We start from the raw sequence: 22,716 nt of genomic DNA on the forward strand, positions 1-22,716 counted from the left end.
ATGTTCTTTTGTAGATTACGGCCAATGTATGGCGGTCTTTAGAAGTTGCCTGAAAATAAAAAACGGGGCAAAATAGATTTCTCTACTTTGTCCCGTCAAGTCGGGGTGGCAGGATTCGAACCTACGACCTCCTGGTCCCAAACCAGGCGCGATACCGGGCTACGCTACACCCCGTTAAGGGAATGCAAATGTAGGGGATTTTTATTTTTCACCAAAAAATATTTTCTACTTCCTAATTTTATATTTTACCGCAATCGTTTTCAATATAATCACTATCATTACTATCCTACCAACAAAACAAATAACTTTGTCTTATTTATCTTAAACAAATACCATGATTATCGAATCCGTAAAGAACGCATTTGGCTTCAGTATCATAGAAGCGAAACCGTTAACCACAGGCCTTATCAATTCTACGTTTATTGTCTCCAACCAGGATGGTCAACAATACCTTTTGCAAAAGATCAATACAAACGTTTTTAAAAATCCTTTAGCTATACAGGAAAATTACCAGCTTATTCAGGCGCATCTTTTACATAAAGAAAGTTTTAAGTTGCCGGAGTTGATCAAAACAGTCAATGGTGATCTGTTGTTCACGGATGAGGAAGGCGGCGTTTGGCGTGCATTCGAATATATTCCTAACTCTTACAGCCCGCTGGCTTCTACTACGGTAGAGGAGGCATCGCTCGTGGCTGAGTGCTTCGGTAAATTTTCCAACGACCTCACCGGGCTCGATACTTCCAAAATACAGGCTGTACTTCCCGGCTTTCACGATCTGGCATGGAGATACCAGCAGTTCCAGGATTCATTGCAAACAGCTACAGCTGAAAGAAAAGAAAAAGCTGCAACGCTCATCAGCAAGGCAGACGATTATAAATACCTGGTGGATTATTATAATGCCATCACCAACGATAAAGAAAATTATCCCCTGCACATCCTGCACCACGATTGTAAGATCGCTAATATTTTATTCGATAAAGATTCCAAACAAATTATCTGCCCTGTAGACCTTGACACTACACAGAACGGATTTTTCTTCTCCGATATGGGAGATATGATCCGCTCCATGACGCCAAGCCTGCCCGAAGGATCTAAAGATATCGAAGCTATTGAGCTGCGTGAAGATTTCTATAACGGCATTAAAAAGCATTACCTGCAAGCTATGAAAGACGAGCTTACACCCAAAGAAGTAGAGGATATTGATATGGCCGGTAAAATTATTGTGTACATGCAGTCCTTGCGTTTCCTTACAGATTATCTGAACAATGATATTTATTATAAAACAGAATACCCCGAGCAAAACTATTTCCGCGCAGCTAACCAGTTTAAACTGCTGGACCTGGTTGTAGAATTTACGAAATAAGATCTGATGAAATGCTCATTCTTGATAAGAATATTTCCCATACATGGTGCAGAAAGTTATGGTCCCCGGGTAAAGCAGATTTGCCCGGGTTTTTTATTGATAAAATTTCTGATCGCATACAGGCTGAAAAAGATGCATTAAAGCTTACATTTATTGCACGGATTTTGTTTAAAACTATTATGCGCTCCAAAATGTTTTTATGCTTTGTATTATTTTCATTCGTGTCGTGCGACTACATCGGCATGTTTCCACAGTCAGGTAATGACACTGCAATATATGCAGACAGCAGCGCAACATTGATCGATTCACTGCCTGCTTACGACAGCGCTAACCTGCTCAATCCAAACGACAGCTTCCGGCTGGATACTTCCAACATCAGCATCTTAAGTCCCGCTACATCTGTTGACACCAGGAACGTACGCCCCGCCGAACTGGTGAACTTTGCCCAAAAGCTTTTACATGTCCCTTACAGGTATGCCTCAGCAGACCCTGCACAAGGGTTTGATTGTTCAGGATTTATAACGTATGTTTTCAATAACTTCCATATTGCTGTGCCCAGGTCTTCCATTGATTTTACCCATGTAGGCATAGAGGTTCCTGTGAACGAAGCAAAGCAGGGCGACCTGATCTTATTCACCGGCACCGAATCAGACAGCTCATATATTACCCGGTCGGTAGGGCATATGGGCATTGTTACGCAAAACACAGACTCACTTCGTTTTATACATGCATCTTCAGGAAAGGCAAATGGTGTCACCATCACGCCATTGAATGAATACTATCTCCGGAGGTTTGTAAAGGTTATTCGTGTGTTCCCGGATTAATCGGACAAATCGTCAATTCATTTATTTTTATTTCCGACAAATTGTAGCCAAAAAACTGCATTACTGCTTTGGCATTTTAATTGAACATTCTTTCTTTCACAATATTGTATATTTATAGTCAAAATATTTGTATGAGTAAATTCTTTTTTGATTCACGTGAGGATGCTGATTTTCTGCCGATAATTCCCATGAACGAGCATGATGAAAATGATAAAAATATAGTCTATCCCGATAATGCCATTATCCTGCCGCTACGCAATACTGTTTTGTTTCCGAATGTAGTAATTCCCATCACCGTTGGCAGGGAAAAAAGTATCAACGCCGTAAATGATGCTTACAGGAACGATAAACTGATTGGCGTGGTTGCACAAACAGATGCAGGTATTGAAGAGCCCACCGTAGCTGATCTGGCGCAGATAGGCACCATAGCCAAGATTGTGAAGCTGATTAAAATGCCCGACGGTGGCACCACGGTGATCATCCAGGGAAAGAAAAGATTTGAATTGAAAGAGATTACGCAGGAAGAGCCTTATTTCCGCGGAAATATTTTAACGTTGGAAGAGCCGGAATTTCCTGACAATGAAAACTTTAATGCGCACATCAGCAGCATCAAAGACCTGGCTACCCAGATTATACAGCTATCACCAAACATGCCGCCTGAGGCAGCCGTAATATTACAAAACATTGAACATAATAGTTTCCTGCTGAATTTTATTTCGAGCAACATAGCGGCAGAACTCTCTGAAAAGCAATCCCTTTTAGCGTACAATTCTATAGAAAGTAAAGTATCTAAACTCATAGCGCTATTGCACAAGGAGCTGAACTTTGTTGAGCTGAAAAATAAAGTCACCAACAAGGCAAAGGGCGAAATTGATAAGCAGCAGCGGGAATATTTCCTGCAACAGCAGCTGAAAAGTATCAAGGAAGAGCTGGGCAGCGATAATGACCGCGAACTTAATGAAATGCGCAAGAAGGCCGAAGCTAAAAAATGGCCGCAGACTGCCGCAGACCTTTTCAATTTCCAAATAGCCAAGCTGGAGAGAATGCACCCGGGCACGCCAGACTATTCAGTGATGTTTAACCATCTTGACTTTATGCTTAGCCTGCCCTGGGATGAACATACACAGGATAATTATAATTTGAATAATGCCAGGAAAGTGCTTGATAATGATCACTTTGGTATGAAAAAAATTAAAGAGCGCATATTGGAATACCTGGCTGTACTGAAGTTGAAAGGCGATATGAAATCTCCGATCCTCTGTTTCGTGGGCCCTCCCGGAATTGGTAAAACCTCTCTTGGAAAAAGTATTGCACATGCAGTAGGCAGGAAGTATGTGCGCATCAGCCTGGGCGGACTGCATGACGAAAGCGAAATCCGCGGGCACCGGAAGACTTACATAGGCGCTATGCCGGGCAGGATACTGCAGAATATCAAGAAAGTGCATACTTCCAACCCGGTTATTATCCTGGATGAAATAGATAAAGTTGGCAGCGATTTTCGCGGAGATCCTTCCTCAGCTATGCTGGAAGTGCTTGATCCTGAGCAGAATAGCCAGTTTTACGACAATTACCTGGAACTGGAATACGATCTTAGTAAAGTACTGTTCATTGCTACGGCCAACAATCTTCAGAATATACAACCTGCCCTGCGCGACCGGCTGGAGATAATAGACCTGAGCGGCTATGCAATTGAAGAAAAACTGGAAATTGCCAAGCGCCACCTTATTCCAAAACAAAAAGAAGCGCATGGACTTAAAGAGCTGAAATTCAAATTTCCTGACAGAGCAGTTCAATATCTCATTACCAGTTATACCCGTGAAAGTGGTGTAAGAGAACTCGACAGGCAAATTGCTTCCATTATGCGGAACATAGCTAAAATGTATGCTACCGAAGAAACAGTACCGCCTGTGGTTACTGTGGAAATGATCCGTGAAATACTGGGCAACGAAAGATATACCAACGAAATTTACCGGAATGCCAATATGCCAGGTGTGGCGGTAGGCCTTGCCTGGACTTATGTTGGCGGTGATATACTATTTATCGAGGCGCTGCTGAGCAAAGGCAAAAGCGAGCTGAAGCTTACCGGTAATCTTGGAGAAGTAATGAAAGAGAGTGCTTCTACGGCTTTGACCTACATTAAAGCGAATGCAGAAAAAATAGGTATTCTCGCCGAAGACTTGGAAACTAAAAACGTGCACATCCACATTCCCGAAGGCGCGGTTCCTAAAGACGGCCCCAGTGCAGGTATCACTATGATGACGGCTATAGCATCGGCTTACCTCGGCAGGAAGGTAAAATCCCACCTGGCTATGACAGGAGAGATTACGCTACGCGGGCAGGTACTACCGGTGGGAGGCATTAAGGAAAAAGTGCTGGCTGCTAAGCGTGCGGGCATCAAAGAAATTATTTTATGTTATCTTAATGAAAAAGATGTGCAGGAAATAGAGCCCGCATTTATAAAAGGTATTAAATTTGTTTATGTAAAGACAATGCAGGAAGTGCTGGATATTGCAATCACTTAACCTTAAATACCTCTTATGCGTTATCTCTTATTTTTATTTTTAGTGTTTGTATGCTTTTCGTGCAACAGTTTCATAGCCGAGGAGCATACAACGGATTCCGTGATACAGGCAAAAGCTGCCCAATCTGCCAGCGAAAAGATCATGTCGCGTGTAGACACCATGTGTTATGAGCATATTTCGGGCGACGATATTTACACCTACCGCCTCGTGAGAGACAGTAACCTGGTTGCGGGCACTGCGGTCTACGATCATTTTGAAAAAGATGACAGCCGCGGAGCATTGAAAGGTGTTATTACAGGAGATATCATGCATCTCTGGTACGAGTTTCATTCAGAAGGGGTAAACTCCGTTAGTGAAAAGTATTTCAAGATTTCCGCCGATGGCATTACAGAAGGTATTGGCGCCTTTAATGTAAGAGGTGATACCAGCTATTTCACCGACACTGCTGCCATTAATTATAATGGAGGCTTATTTTATAAACGTATCAACTGCAATTAATTAGATTTTTTTCTGAATAATGGGGATCTTGGTTTTGCCTGTTTTTTCCTGATGTCAATTGTCTTCAGGTTCAGCAGCTGGAGCAGTCCATTACGGCGGATAATCACTTTCGTACGGCCTATTTCAAATTGCAATGCTTTCTTCAGCTCATCAAGGTCGTTGGTAAATTTGCTGTTGATTGCCAGCACTTCATCGCCGGCTGCAAAGCCTGCTTCCTCTGCAGGAGAACCGGGAGCAATCTCGCCGGCTACCACTTTACCTTCTACGAAGTAAAGTTCCAGTCCTGAATAAGCATAGTCGAAATGGTCTGTGTAATTTTTATTGGGCAGCAAGTGAAATTCTTTACTGGGATAATTAAATATACAGTTGAACCTCCTGTAGATATCATTGCCTATAATGCCGCCCATAGAAGGGTAATTGCTAATATTGTGTTCATCTTTAAAAATATTTACAGGTACATTTCTAAAAGTGTATTTACCTAATTTTAATTTCTTTATCAGTGTCAGCTGCATATTTATTTTACCTCCGAGTCCTTCTGCCTGTTTCAGGAAACGGTGTTTGTTTTTTGCTATAAAGGGATTGGTATGTAAATAATTTTCAGAGAACAAAATGCTTAAGCCTGCGCCAATGTCTGCCAGGTGGTTGAAAGTTGCCTCTCTTTCGTCTTCCACAAAAGCCTGGAGGTACGGCAGGGTAGCGATATAGGGTTTTAGCAGCATTCCTTTTTTAGGATATTTTATTTTACCCGGAGACCAGAAAGCCATTTCATTGCGGTCATAATTGATCTTTAGAATATAGCGCATCAGCAGGGGAGAGCCAGCAATGCCGTCAATCCTTTTACCATACATGGATGACAATACAGACAGGTTGATGATGTGAAAATTAATGCCGCTCACGTACAACCCGCTGATCTGAAGTATATTATCTGGTGAAAAAGCTACCTGTTGCGAACCGCCGATACCACGTACCCTGCGGGTTTCCCTGCTCATAGTGATTCCGGTGCGCAGCGCAGTAACAGAATCTAAGAACATGCCGCTGCTGCCGGTATCCATAATAAAGTTAAGCGTATCTTTTTGATGATTGATCAATACCGGGAACATAACTATACCACCGCTGAACCGGGAAAACTTTACGCGCGCCAGTTCTATGCTGGCTACCGCATGATTGTCTTGTGCTTCTGCAATGTAAGTGCAAAGGCTAAAGAACAATAGGAGTATATAAGTTGCGTAAAGCATGACTCAGGTATTAATCTATCATCGTTGTAGCTATTTAATTGTTCCTTTTATTATTAAAATAAAGATTACTGGTGTATCTAAGCGTTTCTAAAATTAATACAATAAAGCCACGTTTTTTTATTTTAATTGCTGTAGATTTTAAATTCCTGTAACGTTTTGCTAAAAACGTACGTATATACAACCGAACAAAGAATATTTTTTAAAATTAAAAAGTGATTGTTATGAAAAAATTGTTTTTTTCTGCCATATCTTCTTTATTGCTTGGCGGACTGTTATTAACTTCCTGTATGCCCTCTGCAGATGGCCCACCACCACCACCTAATGCGTTGTTTAACCTTGTCAATGCCTCTCCCAAGAGCGCAGACCTGAAGGTATCATTGGGCGGAAACCCTTCGGAAATGGATTACAAAGAAGTGTTCACCCGTTTACTGGCAACCCCGGGAACTTATAAATTCAAAGTGACTAATAAAGAAGGCACCAGAGAGTTTTTGAATAAAGACGTGGAGTTTGTTTCCGGCAAATATTACTCGCTGGTTCTCGTTGATACATTGAGTAAGATGGAATTGGTAGTATTGAAAGACAGCATTGTAAACGTGTCACAAGATTCTGCAAGGATCAGGTTTGCCAATATGGTGCCCGATGTGGAAAAGATGGATTTTTATATTAAAGGGCAGGCAGAACCAGTAGCTAAAGATGTAAGCTACAAAACAGCCGTTGAATTTATGCGCGTAAAATCAGCATCTTCTGTAATCATTGAAGCTAAGGCAAGCGGTACTAACGAATTGCTGGGTACATCCGAAGCAAAAGAGTTTAAAGGCGGCAGTATAAATACCATCTTCGCGAGCGGTTTTAAATCACTCACCGATGAGGGCAAGATTCATGTAGGGTTAATGCAACATTAATCCTTATGAGTTTGTAATTAGAGAATGGCTTACCGCCATTCTCATTTTTTTTTGATTGCAGGTAAAGCAATCAAGTGTTTTGTTAATGTTCACTTGCACCGATAAGGGTGCTGATACCAATAATGCTATTCTCTACGAGCAAGCCGAGATCGCTGTCTTTATCAATCCCGAAAATTTCCAGTTCTGCTTCTCCCTGCAAAAACCTGGTTTCATAGGTTATGTTTTTAGCCTGGAATTCGTCTTTAAATTTACTGAGCGCATCATCAATCACGCGCGCTATTTCAGCTTCTCTTTTTTTATTGGCAGCTGTAGCTTCCTGCATATTGTCGCTGTCAGACAGGTCGTAAGAAAATTTCTGTAACATAATAAATAGTTTTAAGTGTTAGGCTTCACTAAATTAGGCTAATATTTTTTTCCCCGGTAAAACAGATGCTTAATCATTTGTAAAATATTAAACTGTTTATAGATTTTAGTATCTAACAACTGGATTTATTTAGCAGCAAACATGTAAATTTGCTGTTTAGTTCTTTGATAAAGATTATTTGGGGCTGTACTGGTTTTGACAGCATAAGTAATTATAGGTATAAGCATGCAGTGCGTTGTGTAATTAGCACTTAAATATGAATACTCGAACTTTAAATGGCAATAATAATTATGCCATGGCTGCCTGATCATGAATTAGGTTGTCATTAGGGCCGCGTTGAGCAGGTTTTTCTGTTACCACGCTCCGCCGCCGACTTATCAAACAAATACAGGATGCTGCGTTTGAACACCGTGACAAACGCTTAAGATCATCCGGTTAAGCGATGGGATTGGTTTGTTCTTTTCCTGCCTTTTGCCGACAATCAATAAAGAACTAAGCATGTAGAAGGCTTATGGCGACTATGTTTGGACAGCGGTTCGACTCCGCTCAGCTCCACTTTTAAAAGGGAAACTTCGGACAGGTGTTTCCCTTTTTTCATTTTATACCCGCATCTTACCTTGCGAATTACAGATTGCAGATTGCAAATTACAGATTACAGATTGCAAATTATCCATTCTCAATTATCCATTGTCCATTAATATTTTCACTTCGCAAATTCATTACTACCCTTATTCCTGCATATCACATACATAATTTTTAATTGGTACAATATTAGCTGCCTTTGAGTAAATCCAGTTATGGAAGCAATAACTTGTAATAACTATAAACTCACTATTCACCATCTAAAAAAATTACCTTAATGGAAAAGAAAAAAAACGTTGCTGAAAAAAGCACGGCTAAGAAAGTTCAAGCCAAATCTGATGTTGCCAAAAGTTTATATGACTTGTTCGAAGACGGCCTGAAAGACATCTACTGGGCAGAACATGCACTGGTACACGCATTGCCGAAAATGTTTGAAAATGCAACCGACAACAAGTTAAAAACAGCCATAAAAGAACACTTAGACCAGACAATAGTACAAGTGGCAAGGCTCGAAGAAGTATTTGCATCTATCGGATCTAAGGCTGAAGCCAAAAAATGCGATGCTATGGAAGGGCTCTTGAAGGAGGGCGAATCCATCATGCAGGAAACTGAAGCCGGCGCAGTGCGCGATGCAGGGATTATCAGCGCTGCACAGAAAGTAGAACATTATGAAATGGCTACCTACGGTACACTCGCAGCTTATGCTAAAACACTCAATGAAAGAACGGCGCTTAACCTGTTGCTTAAAACGCTGGGCGAGGAAAAGAAAGCAGACTGCCTGCTAAGCACCATAGCCGATACTACACTTAACTCACAGGCTATGTCAGACAGCTTCCAGGCTAAAAAAATAAACGCTGTTTAATTGCAGGTGTTTAGCTAAATCAATGAAACGAAGCATACCACTTTATTGCTGCACAGGAATATATTATGCGGAGTATTTCGATCAATACCGGCATCAAATAAAAAAACTAAAAAATTGTACGGATGAAAATCAATGAAAGAGAACCATTTGAAAATGGCGCAAATCCCAAAAAAGAACAATTAGGAAAATTCACGAGCGATAGCCAAGGCGAGTTAATGAATACCAACCAGGGCTTAAAAATAAATGACGACCAGAATTCTTTAAAAGCCGGAGACCGCGGCCCTTCTTTGCTGGAAGATTTTATTCTCCGGGAAAAAATCACCCACTTCGACCATGAGCGTATTCCAGAGAGAATTGTACATGCGCGCGGGTCTGCTGCACATGGCGTATTTGAATTATTTGAACCTCTGGGCCAATATACCAAAGCAAAGTTTCTGAACGATACAACTATAAGGACCCCTGTGTTTGCCAGGTTCTCAACCGTGCAGGGATCCAGAGGGTCTACAGACATGGCGCGCGACGTGCGTGGCTTCGCTGTAAAATTTTATACAGAAGAAGGTAATTATGATCTCGTAGCCAACAATATGCCTATATTTTTTATACAGGATGCCATCAAGTTTCCCGACCTGGTGCATGCTGTAAAGCCTGAGCCTGATAATGAAATTCCACAGGCAGCTTCGGCGCATGATACCTTCTGGGATTTTGTTTCTCTGATGCCTGAGACTATGCACAATGTAATGTGGTTGATGAGTGACCGCGGAATACCCCGCAGCTACCGCATGATGGAAGGTTTTGGCATACATTCATTTCGCTTTATCAACGATCAGGGCGAAGCACATTTTGTAAGATTTCACTGGAAACCCTTGCTGGGCGTGCATTCCCTCGTGTGGGACGAGTGCCAGCGCATTGCAGGTAAAGATACCGACTTTCATCGCCGGGACTTATGGGAAGCAATTGAATGCGGCCATTTCCCTGAATGGCATTTGGGCGTACAGATCATCCCTGCAGAAGATGAGCATAAATTTCCATTCGATCTTTTAGACCCGACTAAATTGATTCCGGAAGAGTTAGTGCCTGTAAGGATTGTAGGGAAGATGACCCTGAATAAAAACCCTGATAATTTCTTTGCTGAAACAGAACAGGTGGCTTTTCATCCCGGGCATATAGTGCCGGGCATCGACTTTACTAATGATCCGTTGTTGCAGGGACGTTTATTCTCCTACACAGATACGCAGCTATCCAGGTTAGGCGGCCCTAATTTCCATGAAATTCCTATCAATAAATCTATCCCGGAAGTTTTCAACAATCAGCGCGATGGTATGCACCGCATGCAGATCAATAAAGGAAAAGCTTCTTATAATCCTAACACTCTTGGCGGCGGATGCCCCTTCCAGGCTATGGCTGCTCAGGGAGGCTTTAAATCTTTTGAAGAGCGCATTGATGCATCAAAGATCAGGAGAAGAAGCAAAAGTTTCTTTGATCACTTTAGCCAGCCTACACTCTTCTACAACAGCCTTACACAACATGAACAGCGGCATTTGCAGGATGCCTTTGCATTTGAACTGGGCAAGGTAAAGACTGTGCCTATACGCCAGAGAGTAGTAAATATGCTGCTTGAGGTAGATGAAAACCTCGCCAACATTGTTGGCAACAAGTTGGGTTTAATACCGCAACGCCTGCCGCAGCCAATTACAGACAGCATTCCGGCGGATGACAATCCTGCTGACTATCATTCCTTCAAAGCCGAACTTCCGATTGATGCATCTGCACCATTAAGCATGGCAAACACTGTGAAAGACACCATTAAAACCAGGCGTATAGCCATATTAACGGCTGACGGCGTGAATGATGAAGCGTTTACGGTTGTCAAAAAAACCTTGTGTGAACTGGATGCAGTTGTCAAGATCATTGCACCTTTCCATGGTTTTGTAAAAACAGCGGGCGGAGATGAATATCCTGTTTGCGAAAGCCTGCTGACTGCTGCATCTGTAGTGTTTGATGCGGTGTATGTACCTGGCGGCGGCAGTGTGCAAACACTTATGACCAGGCCTGAGGCGGTACACTTTATTGCAGAAGCTTTCAAACATTGCAAGGCTGTAGGCGCTGATAGCGAAGGAGTTGAACTTTTGAAAATTGCATTACCGCATGATATGGTTCCTTCACCGGGTGTTGTCACCGGCAATAACCTCGATGAGTTTATTGAAGCGGTAAAACAGCACCGTTTCTTTGAAAGGGAGGAGAACCCGGTAGTGCCTGCATAGTTTATCTTATTATAAATTCACAATAAAAATTAAAAACATGGCAACCAATCAACAAAACACAGACCCGCATTACGGGCAGCATGATGAGGACCTGCAACAAGACCAGGAACTCAACAATGATTCAGAACTTGAAATGGATAATGATGCACTTGACGTAGACCCTACTCAGTCAGGCATTATCGAAGAAGATTTAGAAGAGGATGAGATATACATTGATGATGAAGATTTGGATGATGAGGAAGATGATGAGGAAGAAATGGATGAAGAGGAAGATGATGAATTGTAAAATCTACATTCTGGTAAAAATCGGATCGTCTGTAAAAGATGATCCGTTTTTGATTGGTGAAAGGTGAGTGGGAATGGTGAATGGTAAATGGTAAATGGTGAATGGTAAATGGTGAATGGTGTCATGTACTGCATTTGGTTTAATATACCCCGCTCCAAACCATTCGCAGGACAGGGTTGAAAAACAATTTATTAATACTACCTCATGTTATATCCTTTGCGATCCGCCATATGAGCTTGGCGTGAAAATAAAACGGTTTTATGAATCCATTTATCAACACTAATACGGTTGTAATTGTTGAATTTAGATTATATTGGTTTTCCATTATTAATAAAAATTACACCGTTGAGTACTATTGCCGAAAAAGTGATTGCCTTTAATAAACAACTGCACTACACAGGCCTGCTGCCGGATGCATTCAGTGTGCTGAATCCTTTTCGTCAGAACCCGGAGACGATAAAGGTAATGTCTGAATTCTATTATAAATTTTATAATGATAACCGCCAGAGGAAGTTTCTTGTCGGCATTAACCCCAGCCGGCACGGCGCAGCGCTTACAGGCGTACCATTTACCGATACAAAAAGACTGCAAAGTGCATGCGGCATAAAAATGGAAAAATGCTACTCGCATGAGCCATCGTCTGTTTTTATTTACGAAATGATCGAAGCTTATGGTGGAGCAGCAGCATTTTACAACAACGTTTATATCAATTCCCCCTTTCCGCTGGCCATTATAAAAAATACAGCGAACGGCAAATTCCTGAATGCAAATTATTATGATGATAAAGATTTGTTCCGGGCCGTGAAACCTTTTATGGTAGCCTGTTTGAGAGAACATGTTGCATTGGGACTGCAAACCGACAGGGTATTTATATTAGGAAAAAAGAATGCACAGTTTTTAGAAGCTATTAACCGTGAAGCAAAATTATTTGGTGAGCTGGTTGTGCTGGAACATCCGCGTTTTATACAGCAATACAAATCTAAAGATAAAGGCCTGTATATAGAAAAATACATAGAAGCCTTGGGAAGCTAAGCTATTGATGCCGCCTTGCTTTATTCACTACTCGCCAGAAGTTTTCTGCATCAGTTGGCAAAGGCAATGTTTCCAGGTTGTTGTTTATGAGCAATGCATCAACATCTGCGTGATCAGATTTTTGACCCGAGAAATAGCTGATTACGTCCTGCAGCGTAAAGCCGGTTTTAAAATCATCGCGCAATTCAGGGGCATTGGCATAGCACACTTCATTAGCCGGCTGATCTTCTAAGAATAACAATCCCGTATTGGCTTCAATTTGCCGGATAATGTGCAATGGTATATGTGGCTTTGCAAGGCTCATATTTTTTTCATACATGGATTATTTCAATACCACCATTCACTAAATTAGCATAAAATATTTATCAGTAAAAATTAATCCTACATTGATATAAAGAAAAAGGCTGGCACAATGGTGTGCCGGCCTCTTGAACAGTGTATATTATTCTTGCTATATCTTAGCCAGTTCAGGATGCTCTTTTAATTTAAGCTCCCATTCCCACGCAGTGCGCATCATATCTTTAAGATCGTATTTGATTTCCCATTGCAGGTTATCTACCGCAAACTGGTTATTGGCGTAGATGGCCACAATATCGCCGGGGCGGCGCGGCCCGATGTTGTAGTTCAGTTTTTGCCCGCTTACTTCTTCAAACGCTTTGATGACTTCCAGTACAGTATATCCGTTGCCTGTGCCCAGGTTAAAAATATCGCATTTAGATTTATTGTTCTCGCCCTGCAGGTATTGCAGCGCAAGGGTATGCGCATGTGCAATATCGGCCACGTGAATATAATCTCTCAGGCAGCTTCCGTCCCTGGTGTCGTAATCATCGCCATGCACGGTCATATCGGGAAGTTTACCAATTGCTGTCTGTGTAATGGCAGGCACCAGATTTTGAGGCCGGCCAATAGGAAGCTCACCGATCTCAATGGACGGGTGCGCACCCACAGGGTTGAAATATCTTAACAGGATAGTATTTGAATCGTTCACCTTGGCAAAGTCTTCTATGATCTGCTCTGCCATTTGCTTGGTAGCGCCGTAGGGCGATTCAGCTTTTTTTACAGGCGACTGTTCTGTAACCGGTATGGAATCAGGGCTACCGTAAACAGTGCACGAAGAGGAAAATACAAAATAAGGTATTTTGAACTCATGCACACATTTCAAAATATTGATGAGGCCGAAGAGATTGTTCTCATAATACATCAAAGGTTTTTCGGTAGACTCGCCCACGGCTTTATACGCCGCAAAATGTATCACGCCTTCGATATCATTATTCTCCTGGAATACAGCGTGTGTGTCTTCAAACTTCTTTAAGTCTACCTGGTAATTTTTTACTTTTACTTTTGTGATCCTTTCAATGCCTTCCAGTAAATGTGTGCTGGAGCGCGAATTATCGTCAATGGAAATCACTTCAAACCCGTTTTCTATCAGGTCTACAATGGTGTGTGATCCTATGTAGCCGCAACCTCCCGTTACAAGTATTTTGCTCATGATGTTTTTATAATTTACTTGAAAACGAAGTTATCTATTTTTATCCATGCAATAAAATTGATTTTACGAAAACGATTGACAGGCTGAAAATTAAAGCTACTGCCGGTTACACTCATTAGTTTTTCAATACCTGTACGAACTCTTTTTCGCGCTTGCTGTATTTTTATTATTTTGCTTTATCAAATTTACATTCAGGCGGAGCCTGCTGAAAATAATTAGTGCTATGAACCTGTTCTTAAAACATTTTAATATTAAAAGTGAGCTTGAACCTTATGACATTATTTTTGAAAACATAGAAAAAGGAATACCGTTCAAAGGCACTAATCTCTGGATATTGTTCTTTGCCATCATTGTAGCATCCGTTGGATTAAATGTAAACTCTACTGCGGTAATTATCGGCGCCATGCTTATCTCTCCTTTAATGGGGCCGATCATGGGACTGGGTTTATCTATCGGCATCAACGATATTGACCTGTTGAAAAGATCTTTTAACAACTATGTGGTAGCTGCCGCTATAGGCCTGGTAGCGTCAACGATGTATTTTCTGGTCACACCTTTAGATGAGGCGCATTCAGAACTGCTGGCACGTACATCTCCCACCGTATACGACGTGTTGATAGCTTTCTTCGGCGGACTGGCAGGCATCATTGCTACTTCCAGCAAGCTGAAAGGCAATGTGATCCCGGGCGTGGCTATTGCTACCGCGTTGATGCCGCCCCTTTGCACAGCAGGGTATGGCCTGGCAACCATGCAGTGGTATTTCTTCTTCGGCGCACTTTACCTGTTTTTTATCAATACGGTGTTTATAGGCCTGGCAACTTTGCTCACCGTTCGTTTCATGAAATTTCCATTGCGTAGCTGGCAGGATAAAAGAAAAGAAAAAAGATCGAACAGGTATGTAACACTCATTGTAATACTTACATTAATTCCAAGCATATACTTTGGCTATGATGTGGTAAAGACCACACGTTATGAGGAAAGAGTAGAACGATTTATTGAACATGAAGCAAATTTCCCCAATGATTATCTCTTAAAAAAGCATATCAACGCAGACAAGAAGGAAGTGACCCTGATCTATGGCGGCGAGCTGATATCCGAAGCACAGATAGATTCCGTAAGGCAACAACTGAAAAAGTATGAGCTGCACGATACAAAACTGGCTATACAACAGGGCTTTGCTTATTTAAACAACAACCATATGCAAGATGAAACCAACGCTGCGCTGAATGACCAGATGCTGAAATTGCAGGGCATCAAGTCAAAATACGACAGCCTCATGAGTTTGCAGGCCACAGCCGGGCAGATCTATAAGGAATTAAAGGTACAATACCCGCAGGTGAGATCCTTTGTTTTTCAGCCGGTAACGGTGATGGCTGATTCTGTAAAACAGGAAATATGGCTTTCCATTATCAGCCACTCCGGCAACATATCAAACCAGGACCGGATAAGAATAGGCCAGTGGCTGAAAGTGAGGTCCGGACAGGATTCCATCAGGTACATTTATGACAGAAGGTAAATTTATTGAGATGACCCTGAAAACCAGGCATACTGCAGATTTCAAAAAATAATAATTTATAAGTAAGCATGGGTAAAATTAATGACACATGCGTAATGTGCTTTTAAGAAAAGCTCATACAACTCAATAAACATTATTGAAATTAGCGCCGCAATGCCGCGTGTCTACTCTGGCGCCCGTAGCGATTCGGCGGAGCAGGCTTTTTTGCATATTTTTTCAGGCAAGCTTAGATAAAAAACTGCACTATTGCATAAATTACTGCTCCAAACAATGCACTGATAGGAATGGTGAGCACCCATGCCCACAATAAGCTTACCGTAACGCCCCATCGCACGGCAGATAAGCGTTTGGTAGCGCCTACACCAATGATAGAGCCCGTAATGGTATGCGTAGTGCTCACAGGAATCTTGAGCATTTCGGTAAGAAACAGAGTAATAGCGCCGGCAGTTTCCGCAGCCACGCCTTCAAACGGTGTTACTTTCGTGATCTTGGTACCCATTGTTTTAATGATCTTCCAGCCGCCGCTTAGCGTACCTATTGCAATTGCGGTATAGCAAGCCAGCGGTACCCAGTTTACCATACCATCCAGGCTGTACTTCGCAGGGTCGAAAGCTACAAACGCTGCCATGATAATACCCATTACTTTCTGTGCATCGTTACCTCCGTGGCCAACGCTGAAGGCCGCGGAAGATACCAGTTGCATGCGCTTAAACCACTTTTCTGCCCGCATGTAGTTGAGTGAGTTGAGGAATAACGTGAAGATGGCCATTACAAAAATAATGAAACATAAAAGGAACCATTTCATGTTGTGCCCGAACAGCAATACTTTCAGCGCGTAGGGTTTGTTGCTGGTCAGCAGCTTGTTGGCATTTTCGTAAGTCTTCTTTTTTACCATGTAAGAAGACTGGGCTTTGTGCAACTCTTTCTTCTGTTCGTGGTTCAGGTTGGTAGCGCCCTGGTATTTGGCTGTTACAGTTTGCAGTTCCTGGTCAGCTTTTACATATTCTGTTTTATGTTTAGCCGTATCCACTACCGGGTCATGTATCATGTTGTAAAACAAAAGCACCGAACCGATAATGATAGCGAAGGATAATAATTTGGTAACAATACCTTTGCGGAAAGAGTTCAGGAACCAGATAGAGATAATGAATGCCATGATCATACCCATCAACGGCGCCAGTACAATAAATATCACGGTGGGCACGATCTTGTCCATGCTCACGATTTCTGAAATGCCCAGCCCGTCTCCTGTGTGGCTGATGTAAGCATGAGCCACGGCTGCGCCTGCAAACCCGCCGATAAGCGTATGCGATGAGGAAGAGGGAATACCAAACCACCAGGTAAGGAGATTCCAGGAAATGGCGGCAATCAACCCTGCAAGTATCACATACAAGGTTACAAAATCTGATTTTACAATTTTTCCAACGGTCTCTGCCACGCCATGATCAAAGATAAAATAGGCAACAAAATTAAAAAAAGCAGCCCAAAGAACAGCCTGGAAGGGCGAAAGCACTTTGGTGGAAACCACGGTAGCGATAGCGTTTGCAGCATCGTGGAAGCCATTGATATAGTCAAAAATTAATGCAAGAGCAATAACAACAATGAGTAGAGTGAGCATAGAATGTGTATATAGCAGGTACTAAAACAAGTGATTATTTCTTACGAGTATTTAATGATGATGGATTCAATAGCGTTTGCTGCATCTTCCATTTCATCGGTTGTTTTTTCCAGCATCTGGTATACTTCTCTCTTCTTGATCACTGTTTTTACATCCTGTTCTGTATTAAAGAGGTCTTCAATGCAAAGGTCATAAATATCATCTGCCTGGTTTTCTATGCTGTTGATCCTCACGAGTGCCTCTGTCATTTGCTTCACTGTTTTCTTATTGCGCATACACCTGATGGCGCGTGCTACTTCGGCTGTACCTTCCTGTATAAGGTCTGCCATTTTCATAATACAGGAATCGCTGGTATCTACTTTGTAAAGATGAATTCTTTTAGAGGATGCATAAATGCCATCGCAGATATCGTCCAGGGAAAGCGCCAGTGCGTGAATATCTTCCCTGTCGAAAGGTGTAATAAAATTACGGCTCAGTTCTGTCAGCAACATATGTGTGCTGTTGTCATTCTCATGTTCCAGGTCATCAATTTTAGATGCGATGATTGTTTTTTGTTCCTGTGTATGACAATGAACCAGTTCTTTTAGTTGTCTGCCCATTTCTTCTACGGTTTCAGAAATTTCTTCGAACATATCGTAGAACATGGTGTTTTGCGGTGTGAACATCCTTCCGATTGTATTGATTACGCCCATTTTAAAAATTTTTACAAAATTACCACAACTCACTTTGAGAATGCCTTGATAACAGATAATTAATACAAACTTAATATAGAGGAGATTTTGTGGATAACTCGTTTAGAAGAGGAGAGATTAATTGATAAGGGATAGTTTATAATGGATAGTTCATAATGGAAATGAAGTGGTGGTGGAGAGAGGAGAATTTAATTGAATATGAAGAGGAAGTTTAAATTTCTATCTGTAATTTGAAATTAGAAATCTGCAACCTGTAATTAAAATAATAAATAATTAAATATTAAAAATAAATCTTTAACTTTAAAGGGAATTTACTAAACTATGAGATTCGGTATTACGCTAACCAGCAACATCAGGCATACAATTCCAATGAATTATCAATATCCGCTCTCTGCAGCGATCTATAAAATAATTGCCAAAGGCGATGCGGAGTATGCTTCATTCCTGCATGAAACCGGCTATGGCAAAGGATTTAAGCTTTTTTGTTTTTCTGATTTGCGGGGTAAGTTTAAGGTCAATGGAGACAGCCTGACAATGCAGGATTCTAAAGTTTCATTTGAAATCTCCTTCCATCTGCCCGAAGCTTCGCAGAATTTTGTAAAGGGGTTGTTTTTGAGCCAGACACTGGAGATTGCCGATAAAAAGAGCTGTGCTGTCTTTACCGTTGCTTCAGTGGAATCCTTGCCGAACCCCTTTTCTGGTAAAAAAGACAATGAGATTATACAGGCTTATTTTCAGCCAGCCTCTGCTGTGGTGGCCGGAATTAAGAATGAGAAGGGCAATTATACCTTTTTGTCTCCTGACGATCCCCGCTTTGCGAAAATATTGCTATTCAACTGGAAAGAAAAAATTAAATCGGTATTTGAGGAGTCCGTGGAGGATAAAATCTTGTCTGTTGAAATTGTGGCTTTGCCAAAGCCGCCAAAATCGCGCCTTATCACCGTGAAAGCCGGCACGCCGGCAGAAACAAAAATCCGCGGCTGGTTGAACTTTGGGTTGCGCGTGACAGGTGAAAAACGGTTTGTAGAATTGCTGTGGAATACGGGTGCGGGGATTTATAATAGTACAACTGGGATGATTGAATACATAAATACAAAAGCTCACTAATATAATATTAATGAGCTATTTGTAAGACTTATCTAATATTTCAATTCCTTTATGGTTCGATTTTTAATAAGTCACGATCACAAAATTAATAATTTATAAACAAAAATAGACTATAATAATAAAAAAATTAAACTTACCTAATTGGGATATTTATTCTACTTTTGCTTAAAGTAAAATAAATATCAAATGATTACGGATGATGGATATTATTTTGATTGGGACGATTTAGTTCAATATGCTGATTTTAAAGTAAAAGAACTCTTGTCACAATCATATACATTCAATGAAATAATTAATTTTATTGACGATGAAGATTGGAGAATTATTACAAAGACTTTATTAGTAAAAAAATATGGATTTAAAAAGTAGTACAATGACTGACTTTTATATAGATCCCACCGGAGACCCTTTTGCCGACGTGGGTGGGATAGTAATTAAATATTTACGAGAACAACCTCCATACGATGGAAAAAACATTTTGGAACTCATCGAAGCTGTCGCTAAAATTTATGTGAGCCACTGGGACGGGAAACTGCACGCCTTTTTTCTCAATTCAACCATAACCCAGCCTGCCTTTAAAGGCCAGCGGAAGATTGATGAAACCGTGAAGTTTTACAAAAGCCTTCTAGATGAAACAGCTCCTTCTCAGGAGGGTTTTTGCAGAATTTCCGGACGCCAAACAAAATTATTTGCTGCTGGCAGAGATAACCATATTCTCTCCGGCTCTGGTACTTTTGTTAATTTTCATCACAATTTTGATGCGGGATTACTTCTTTCGAAAGAAATATTAATCCGCATGTTCTTTGTGCCACTCGGCTTGATGCAACTTAGTGATAAAGTTGCAATGGTTACTAGTAATTATCGGAAGGTGACGGCGTTCTTTGTCACAGAAAATTGTAAAAAAAATCTACAAGCTGTAACAAGTGGAATTGCCAATGGTGTACTCAAATCAGAATTTAATAATCCGGCAAATGCCTTGTTTGCATTAGCACACACTTATATAAACACACATCTCAGAAAGTTACTTATATCCGGAGATGAAGATTCTCTTTTTAATGCGTCAAACGTTACGCTAAATCTTTATCATTTTACTAACTTCGGAGCCAGCCCGGAGGTGAATCTCTATATTTTGGGAGCACCGATATTTAAGTTTTATGCCTTCTGTAATAGATTGTTTGTAAAAGACGGATGGAATAAATTTATACGCAGCTATTATCATAACAGTAAGCATAAAAATGCCCGTTATAATGAAACTGAAGAAATTTGGGAAGAAAAGGAGTCTGCCATAGGTTTTGAGGAGTACCAGACTTGGAGAAATCCTGTTTTGGAAAACCTTCTATACGATAAATCAATTCTCGGATATATCCTTAAATGGACAGCTAAACACTCCTTCCCATTTGTTATTGTAGAAAAATATCAAACAATCATTAGAAATATGGAAAAAAAAACCATTGATAAAATCAAGCAGATTGCTGATTTTATTGTTCAAGATCGCCCAACAGACTTTATTACGAAAAGTATAAAAAGATTAAACGGTGAAAAAAACCCACAGGGTCTCAGACAGTTTTTTATCAAACTGGTAAGTGAAAATTATCAAAATAATGCCAGCGAACCTTTGATTTCTGTGGCTGATTATGCTGATTATCTCTTTCCTGATGGGGGCAACTGGAGGGAAGTAAGGGATGTTTTGCTGATAGCTATTTATGAAAAACTTCACGAATTTGACAAGACGGTGGAAATACCCGAAATGGAAGAAATTGAAGAAATTGAAACTACAAACTTTAATTAATAAAATTATGAAACTCAAAACACAGGGATTTATCCTATTGGACGTGGACGTAGTGGCTCTAAATAATGCAGGCAAGAATGCTCGCAGTAATTTTGACAATGCTGTTGCCACTAAAAAAGTGTATAAAAATGGCCGTTCCTATACTTACGTTTCCGGGCAGGCCTGGAGATATTGGTGGCGTGAAACACTTCAACAAAATTTTAATTGGGATTTATCTCCAATTACCAGGGATAACAAGATCGCATTCACAGCTGCCGACCCCATTAAATATGCTGATGATGACATTTTTGGTTATATGAAGGCAGCAAAAGATGTAATAGTAGATGAAGAGGGCAATCCTATTTTGGACAAAAAAGGCAAAGAACAAACAGAAAATGTAACGGTAACCCGTGTATCACCCCTTAAAAATTCTGTTATAGTTTCGGTAGGCTCTACTCAGACCGCAGAAAATTGGTCTAGCATGGCGAGACAGGAAGGAGACTCTGTACCCTATGTAAAAGAGGAATACAGTGCCGTGATGAAAGGAATGTTCTCGCTAGATCTTGAGCAGGCTGGAACATTCTCCAACTACAACAAAACAGGGTTTAAAAATCTAACAGAAAAACTTAAAGAGGAAGCTCTCAAAAATGGTGCTACCGAAATTGAAGATGATAAAGTGAAAGATAGCAAAGGGAATGCGCAAAAGCTGGTGAGGTTGCCGAAAGAAGTCAGAATTAAAAGAATTGAAGACACCATCAAGGCATTGAAAACTTTGTCTGGTGGAGCAATGCAAACCAATAATATGGCTGATGTAACGCCGAAATTCATCGTATTAGCAACCACTAATACGGGCAATCATCCTTTCTCTCATATTGTGTCCAGCGAAGGTATTAGTAATGAAAAAGCCTATCTGAATGTTGAGGGTATAAAAGAAGTTCTAAAAGATTATAAAGAACAATTTGTAGGAAAAGTTTTTATCGGTAGAAGAAGTGGATTTCTGGACGATTATGCGCAAGAGCTTGAGCAGTTGAAATCATTAGGAGATGGTTATCCTCAAGTACAGTTAGGATCAATTAATGAAACTATTGATAATTATTGTGAACAGTTGAAAAACCAAATTTCATAATGGAATTTTATACCATTGATATCAGAAGCTGGACAGCCAGCTTCCGATATCCAAATTTGATTAGTGGCATACAACCCACGCTGGAGGTACCGCCCATCAGTACGGTCTTGGGCCTTATTAATGCGGCTGCCGGGAAGTATCTTGCCCACAAAGAACTTACAATCGGATATTATTTTGAGTTTCAGGGAAAGGAACTGGATTTGGAAACCATTTATATGATGGATACAACCAAAGGCAAACCCAATAATGCGGCTAAATCCAATGTAATCAAAAGAGAGTTCCTGTTTGATAATTTCCTCCGAATTTATACTCCTGACGAAACGATTGCAAACTATCTCAAAAATCCTTACTTCCCTTTGGTATTGGGAAGAATGAATGATTTAGCAACAGTAGAGAGTGCATACATTGGAAAAAAAGATTTAGGGCAAATTACTAATGCAGATAAAATTCGTGGACAGGTAATTCCTTTTGAAAATAATTTTTTGCCCGGCGCAATTCAGGCATTACCTAAATATTTTTCAGATACCATTCCACGAAGAAATATTGGAACTGAGGCCTATTCTGTCATTAACTTTAAAAATAATGTACAAAGCGGGCTGAGGGCATACCGTGATACCGTAAATAAAAAAGAAGTTGACATTTATATGCACGAACTGACTTTTAATTAAA

21 protein-coding genes, 1 tRNA gene and 1 other RNA gene are annotated in these 22,716 nt (G+C 40.8%); 16 read left to right on the forward strand and 7 right to left on the reverse strand.

Annotated features, from left to right (window positions below; translation table 11 throughout):
- Positions 1–100 precede the first annotated feature (100 nt).
- A tRNA-Pro gene (locus OD355_RS08115) sits at positions 101–174 on the reverse strand.
- Positions 175–334: 160 nt separating this feature from the next.
- On the opposite strand from OD355_RS08115, the gene OD355_RS08120 reads away from it, so the two are divergent.
- From OD355_RS08120 to OD355_RS08135, 4 genes are all read left to right on the forward strand, one after another.
- The gene (locus tag OD355_RS08120; RefSeq protein ID WP_263037965.1) at positions 335–1,363 is read left to right on the forward strand and encodes a phosphotransferase enzyme family protein; all 1,029 of its coding nucleotides are present in this window, start codon (positions 335–337) and stop codon (positions 1,361–1,363) included.
- Positions 1,364–1,374: 11 nt separating this feature from the next.
- Positions 1,375–2,187 carry an NlpC/P60 family protein gene (locus OD355_RS08125; RefSeq protein WP_263037966.1) on the forward strand — a complete coding sequence of 271 codons (813 nt, stop codon included), beginning with the start codon at positions 1,375–1,377 and terminating at the stop codon, positions 2,185–2,187.
- Between the two features lie 131 nt (positions 2,188–2,318).
- A complete protein-coding gene (gene lon, locus OD355_RS08130; RefSeq protein WP_263037967.1) occupies positions 2,319–4,709 on the forward strand; it encodes an endopeptidase La in 2,391 nt (796 codons plus the stop codon).
- Between the two features lie 15 nt (positions 4,710–4,724).
- Complete coding sequence (locus OD355_RS08135; RefSeq protein ID WP_263037968.1) at positions 4,725–5,207, forward strand: hypothetical protein; 483 nt, start codon at positions 4,725–4,727, stop codon at positions 5,205–5,207.
- Here OD355_RS08135 and OD355_RS08140 read toward each other — a convergent pair.
- On the reverse strand, positions 5,204–6,442 hold the full coding sequence (locus OD355_RS08140) for an aspartyl protease family protein (protein ID WP_263037969.1): 1,239 nt from the start codon (positions 6,440–6,442) through the stop codon (positions 5,204–5,206). The two genes, OD355_RS08135 and OD355_RS08140, sit on opposite strands and share 4 nt — an antisense overlap.
- 221 nt (positions 6,443–6,663) lie before the next feature.
- Here OD355_RS08140 and OD355_RS08145 point away from each other — a divergent pair, with 221 nt between their 5' ends.
- Positions 6,664–7,344 (forward strand): DUF4397 domain-containing protein, encoded by a 681-nt coding sequence (locus tag OD355_RS08145; protein ID WP_263037970.1) that lies wholly within the window; start codon positions 6,664–6,666, stop codon positions 7,342–7,344.
- An 82-nt stretch (positions 7,345–7,426) separates the two neighbouring features.
- On the opposite strand, the gene OD355_RS08150 is transcribed toward OD355_RS08145, so the two are convergent.
- Entirely contained in the window at positions 7,427–7,708 is a 282-nt protein-coding gene (locus OD355_RS08150; protein ID WP_263037971.1) for a hypothetical protein, read from the reverse strand.
- A 180-nt stretch (positions 7,709–7,888) separates the two neighbouring features.
- Between OD355_RS08150 and ssrA the strand changes: the two genes are divergently transcribed.
- The 5 genes from ssrA to OD355_RS08175 all read left to right on the forward strand — a co-directional run bounded on the left by ssrA (position 7,889) and on the right by OD355_RS08175 (position 12,731).
- Positions 7,889–8,266, forward strand: a transfer-messenger RNA (tmRNA) gene (gene ssrA / locus OD355_RS08155).
- A gap of 301 nt (positions 8,267–8,567) precedes the next feature.
- Positions 8,568–9,152, forward strand: coding sequence for a YciE/YciF ferroxidase family protein (locus OD355_RS08160; RefSeq protein WP_263037972.1), 585 nt, complete (start codon positions 8,568–8,570; stop codon positions 9,150–9,152).
- 122 nt (positions 9,153–9,274) lie between these two features.
- Positions 9,275–11,413 (forward strand): catalase, encoded by a 2,139-nt coding sequence (locus OD355_RS08165; protein WP_263037973.1) that lies wholly within the window; start codon positions 9,275–9,277, stop codon positions 11,411–11,413.
- 37 nt (positions 11,414–11,450) lie between these two features.
- Positions 11,451–11,699 (forward strand): hypothetical protein, encoded by a 249-nt coding sequence (locus OD355_RS08170; protein WP_263037974.1) that lies wholly within the window; start codon positions 11,451–11,453, stop codon positions 11,697–11,699.
- 345 nt (positions 11,700–12,044) lie between these two features.
- Entirely contained in the window at positions 12,045–12,731 is a 687-nt protein-coding gene (locus OD355_RS08175; protein WP_263037975.1) for an SMUG2 DNA glycosylase family protein, read from the forward strand.
- 1 nt (position 12,732) lies between these two features.
- On the opposite strand, the gene OD355_RS08180 is transcribed toward OD355_RS08175, so the two are convergent.
- The gene (locus OD355_RS08180; RefSeq protein WP_263037976.1) at positions 12,733–13,035 is read right to left on the reverse strand and encodes a hypothetical protein; all 303 of its coding nucleotides are present in this window, start codon (positions 13,033–13,035) and stop codon (positions 12,733–12,735) included.
- 147 nt (positions 13,036–13,182) lie between these two features.
- Complete coding sequence (gene galE / locus OD355_RS08185) at positions 13,183–14,220, reverse strand: UDP-glucose 4-epimerase GalE (RefSeq protein WP_263037977.1); 1,038 nt, start codon at positions 14,218–14,220, stop codon at positions 13,183–13,185.
- Between the two features lie 223 nt (positions 14,221–14,443).
- Here galE and OD355_RS08190 point away from each other — a divergent pair, with 223 nt between their 5' ends.
- Positions 14,444–15,736 carry a TIGR00341 family protein gene (locus tag OD355_RS08190; protein WP_263037978.1) on the forward strand — a complete coding sequence of 431 codons (1,293 nt, stop codon included), beginning with the start codon at positions 14,444–14,446 and terminating at the stop codon, positions 15,734–15,736.
- Positions 15,737–15,962: 226 nt separating this feature from the next.
- Here OD355_RS08190 and OD355_RS08195 read toward each other — a convergent pair whose 3' ends face one another.
- Together OD355_RS08195 and OD355_RS08200 are read right to left on the reverse strand one after the other, a co-directional pair.
- Entirely contained in the window at positions 15,963–17,354 is a 1,392-nt protein-coding gene (locus OD355_RS08195) for an inorganic phosphate transporter (protein ID WP_263037979.1), read from the reverse strand.
- 41 nt (positions 17,355–17,395) lie between these two features.
- Positions 17,396–18,046, reverse strand: coding sequence for a DUF47 domain-containing protein (locus tag OD355_RS08200; protein WP_263037980.1), 651 nt, complete (start codon positions 18,044–18,046; stop codon positions 17,396–17,398).
- Positions 18,047–18,367: 321 nt separating this feature from the next.
- On the opposite strand from OD355_RS08200, the gene cas6 reads away from it, so the two are divergent.
- The 5 genes from cas6 (at position 18,368) to cas5b (ending at position 22,715) form a co-directional block, all read left to right on the forward strand.
- A complete protein-coding gene (cas6, locus tag OD355_RS08205) occupies positions 18,368–19,153 on the forward strand; it encodes a CRISPR-associated endoribonuclease Cas6 (RefSeq protein ID WP_263037981.1) in 786 nt (261 codons plus the stop codon).
- Positions 19,154–19,339: 186 nt separating this feature from the next.
- Entirely contained in the window at positions 19,340–19,522 is a 183-nt protein-coding gene (locus OD355_RS08210) for a hypothetical protein (protein ID WP_263037982.1), read from the forward strand.
- 4 nt (positions 19,523–19,526) lie between these two features.
- Positions 19,527–20,942 (forward strand): type I-B CRISPR-associated protein Cas8b1/Cst1, encoded by a 1,416-nt coding sequence (cas8a1, locus tag OD355_RS08215; protein WP_263037983.1) that lies wholly within the window; start codon positions 19,527–19,529, stop codon positions 20,940–20,942.
- A gap of 7 nt (positions 20,943–20,949) precedes the next feature.
- On the forward strand, positions 20,950–22,047 hold the full coding sequence (gene cas7i, locus OD355_RS08220) for a type I-B CRISPR-associated protein Cas7/Cst2/DevR (RefSeq protein WP_263037984.1): 1,098 nt from the start codon (positions 20,950–20,952) through the stop codon (positions 22,045–22,047).
- Positions 22,047–22,715 (forward strand): type I-B CRISPR-associated protein Cas5b, encoded by a 669-nt coding sequence (gene cas5b / locus OD355_RS08225; RefSeq protein ID WP_263037985.1) that lies wholly within the window; start codon positions 22,047–22,049, stop codon positions 22,713–22,715. Before cas7i ends, cas5b begins: the two co-directional genes overlap by 1 nt.
- Position 22,716: the final 1 nt, after the last annotated feature.

This window comes from Haoranjiania flava (assembly GCF_025631005.1).
GTDB classification, from domain to species: Bacteria; Bacteroidota; Bacteroidia; order Chitinophagales; family Chitinophagaceae; genus Haoranjiania; species Haoranjiania flava.

What these genes read in the sequence shown, in the direction of transcription:
- OD355_RS08180 (WP_263037976.1), bottom strand. Translation starts at nt 13,035, where the DNA reads ATGAGCCTTGCAAAGCCACATATACCATTGCACATTATCCGGCAAATT.
- OD355_RS08145 (WP_263037970.1), top strand. Translation starts at nt 6,664, where the DNA reads ATGAAAAAATTGTTTTTTTCTGCCATATCTTCTTTATTGCTTGGCGGA.
- cas8a1 (WP_263037983.1), top strand. Translation starts at nt 19,527, where the DNA reads ATGACTGACTTTTATATAGATCCCACCGGAGACCCTTTTGCCGACGTG.
- OD355_RS08150 (WP_263037971.1), bottom strand. Translation starts at nt 7,708, where the DNA reads ATGTTACAGAAATTTTCTTACGACCTGTCTGACAGCGACAATATGCAG.
- OD355_RS08190 (WP_263037978.1), top strand. Translation starts at nt 14,444, where the DNA reads ATGAACCTGTTCTTAAAACATTTTAATATTAAAAGTGAGCTTGAACCT.
- cas7i (WP_263037984.1), top strand. Translation starts at nt 20,950, where the DNA reads ATGAAACTCAAAACACAGGGATTTATCCTATTGGACGTGGACGTAGTG.
- OD355_RS08120 (WP_263037965.1), top strand. Translation starts at nt 335, where the DNA reads ATGATTATCGAATCCGTAAAGAACGCATTTGGCTTCAGTATCATAGAA.
- cas5b (WP_263037985.1), top strand. Translation starts at nt 22,047, where the DNA reads ATGGAATTTTATACCATTGATATCAGAAGCTGGACAGCCAGCTTCCGA.
- OD355_RS08210 (WP_263037982.1), top strand. Translation starts at nt 19,340, where the DNA reads ATGATTACGGATGATGGATATTATTTTGATTGGGACGATTTAGTTCAA.
- OD355_RS08160 (WP_263037972.1), top strand. Translation starts at nt 8,568, where the DNA reads ATGGAAAAGAAAAAAAACGTTGCTGAAAAAAGCACGGCTAAGAAAGTT.
- OD355_RS08135 (WP_263037968.1), top strand. Translation starts at nt 4,725, where the DNA reads ATGCGTTATCTCTTATTTTTATTTTTAGTGTTTGTATGCTTTTCGTGC.
- galE (WP_263037977.1), bottom strand. Translation starts at nt 14,220, where the DNA reads ATGAGCAAAATACTTGTAACGGGAGGTTGCGGCTACATAGGATCACAC.
- OD355_RS08165 (WP_263037973.1), top strand. Translation starts at nt 9,275, where the DNA reads ATGAAAATCAATGAAAGAGAACCATTTGAAAATGGCGCAAATCCCAAA.
- OD355_RS08125 (WP_263037966.1), top strand. Translation starts at nt 1,375, where the DNA reads ATGCTCATTCTTGATAAGAATATTTCCCATACATGGTGCAGAAAGTTA.
- lon (WP_263037967.1), top strand. Translation starts at nt 2,319, where the DNA reads ATGAGTAAATTCTTTTTTGATTCACGTGAGGATGCTGATTTTCTGCCG.
- OD355_RS08195 (WP_263037979.1), bottom strand. Translation starts at nt 17,354, where the DNA reads ATGCTCACTCTACTCATTGTTGTTATTGCTCTTGCATTAATTTTTGAC.
- OD355_RS08140 (WP_263037969.1), bottom strand. Translation starts at nt 6,442, where the DNA reads ATGCTTTACGCAACTTATATACTCCTATTGTTCTTTAGCCTTTGCACT.
- cas6 (WP_263037981.1), top strand. Translation starts at nt 18,368, where the DNA reads ATGAGATTCGGTATTACGCTAACCAGCAACATCAGGCATACAATTCCA.
- OD355_RS08200 (WP_263037980.1), bottom strand. Translation starts at nt 18,046, where the DNA reads ATGGGCGTAATCAATACAATCGGAAGGATGTTCACACCGCAAAACACC.
- OD355_RS08170 (WP_263037974.1), top strand. Translation starts at nt 11,451, where the DNA reads ATGGCAACCAATCAACAAAACACAGACCCGCATTACGGGCAGCATGAT.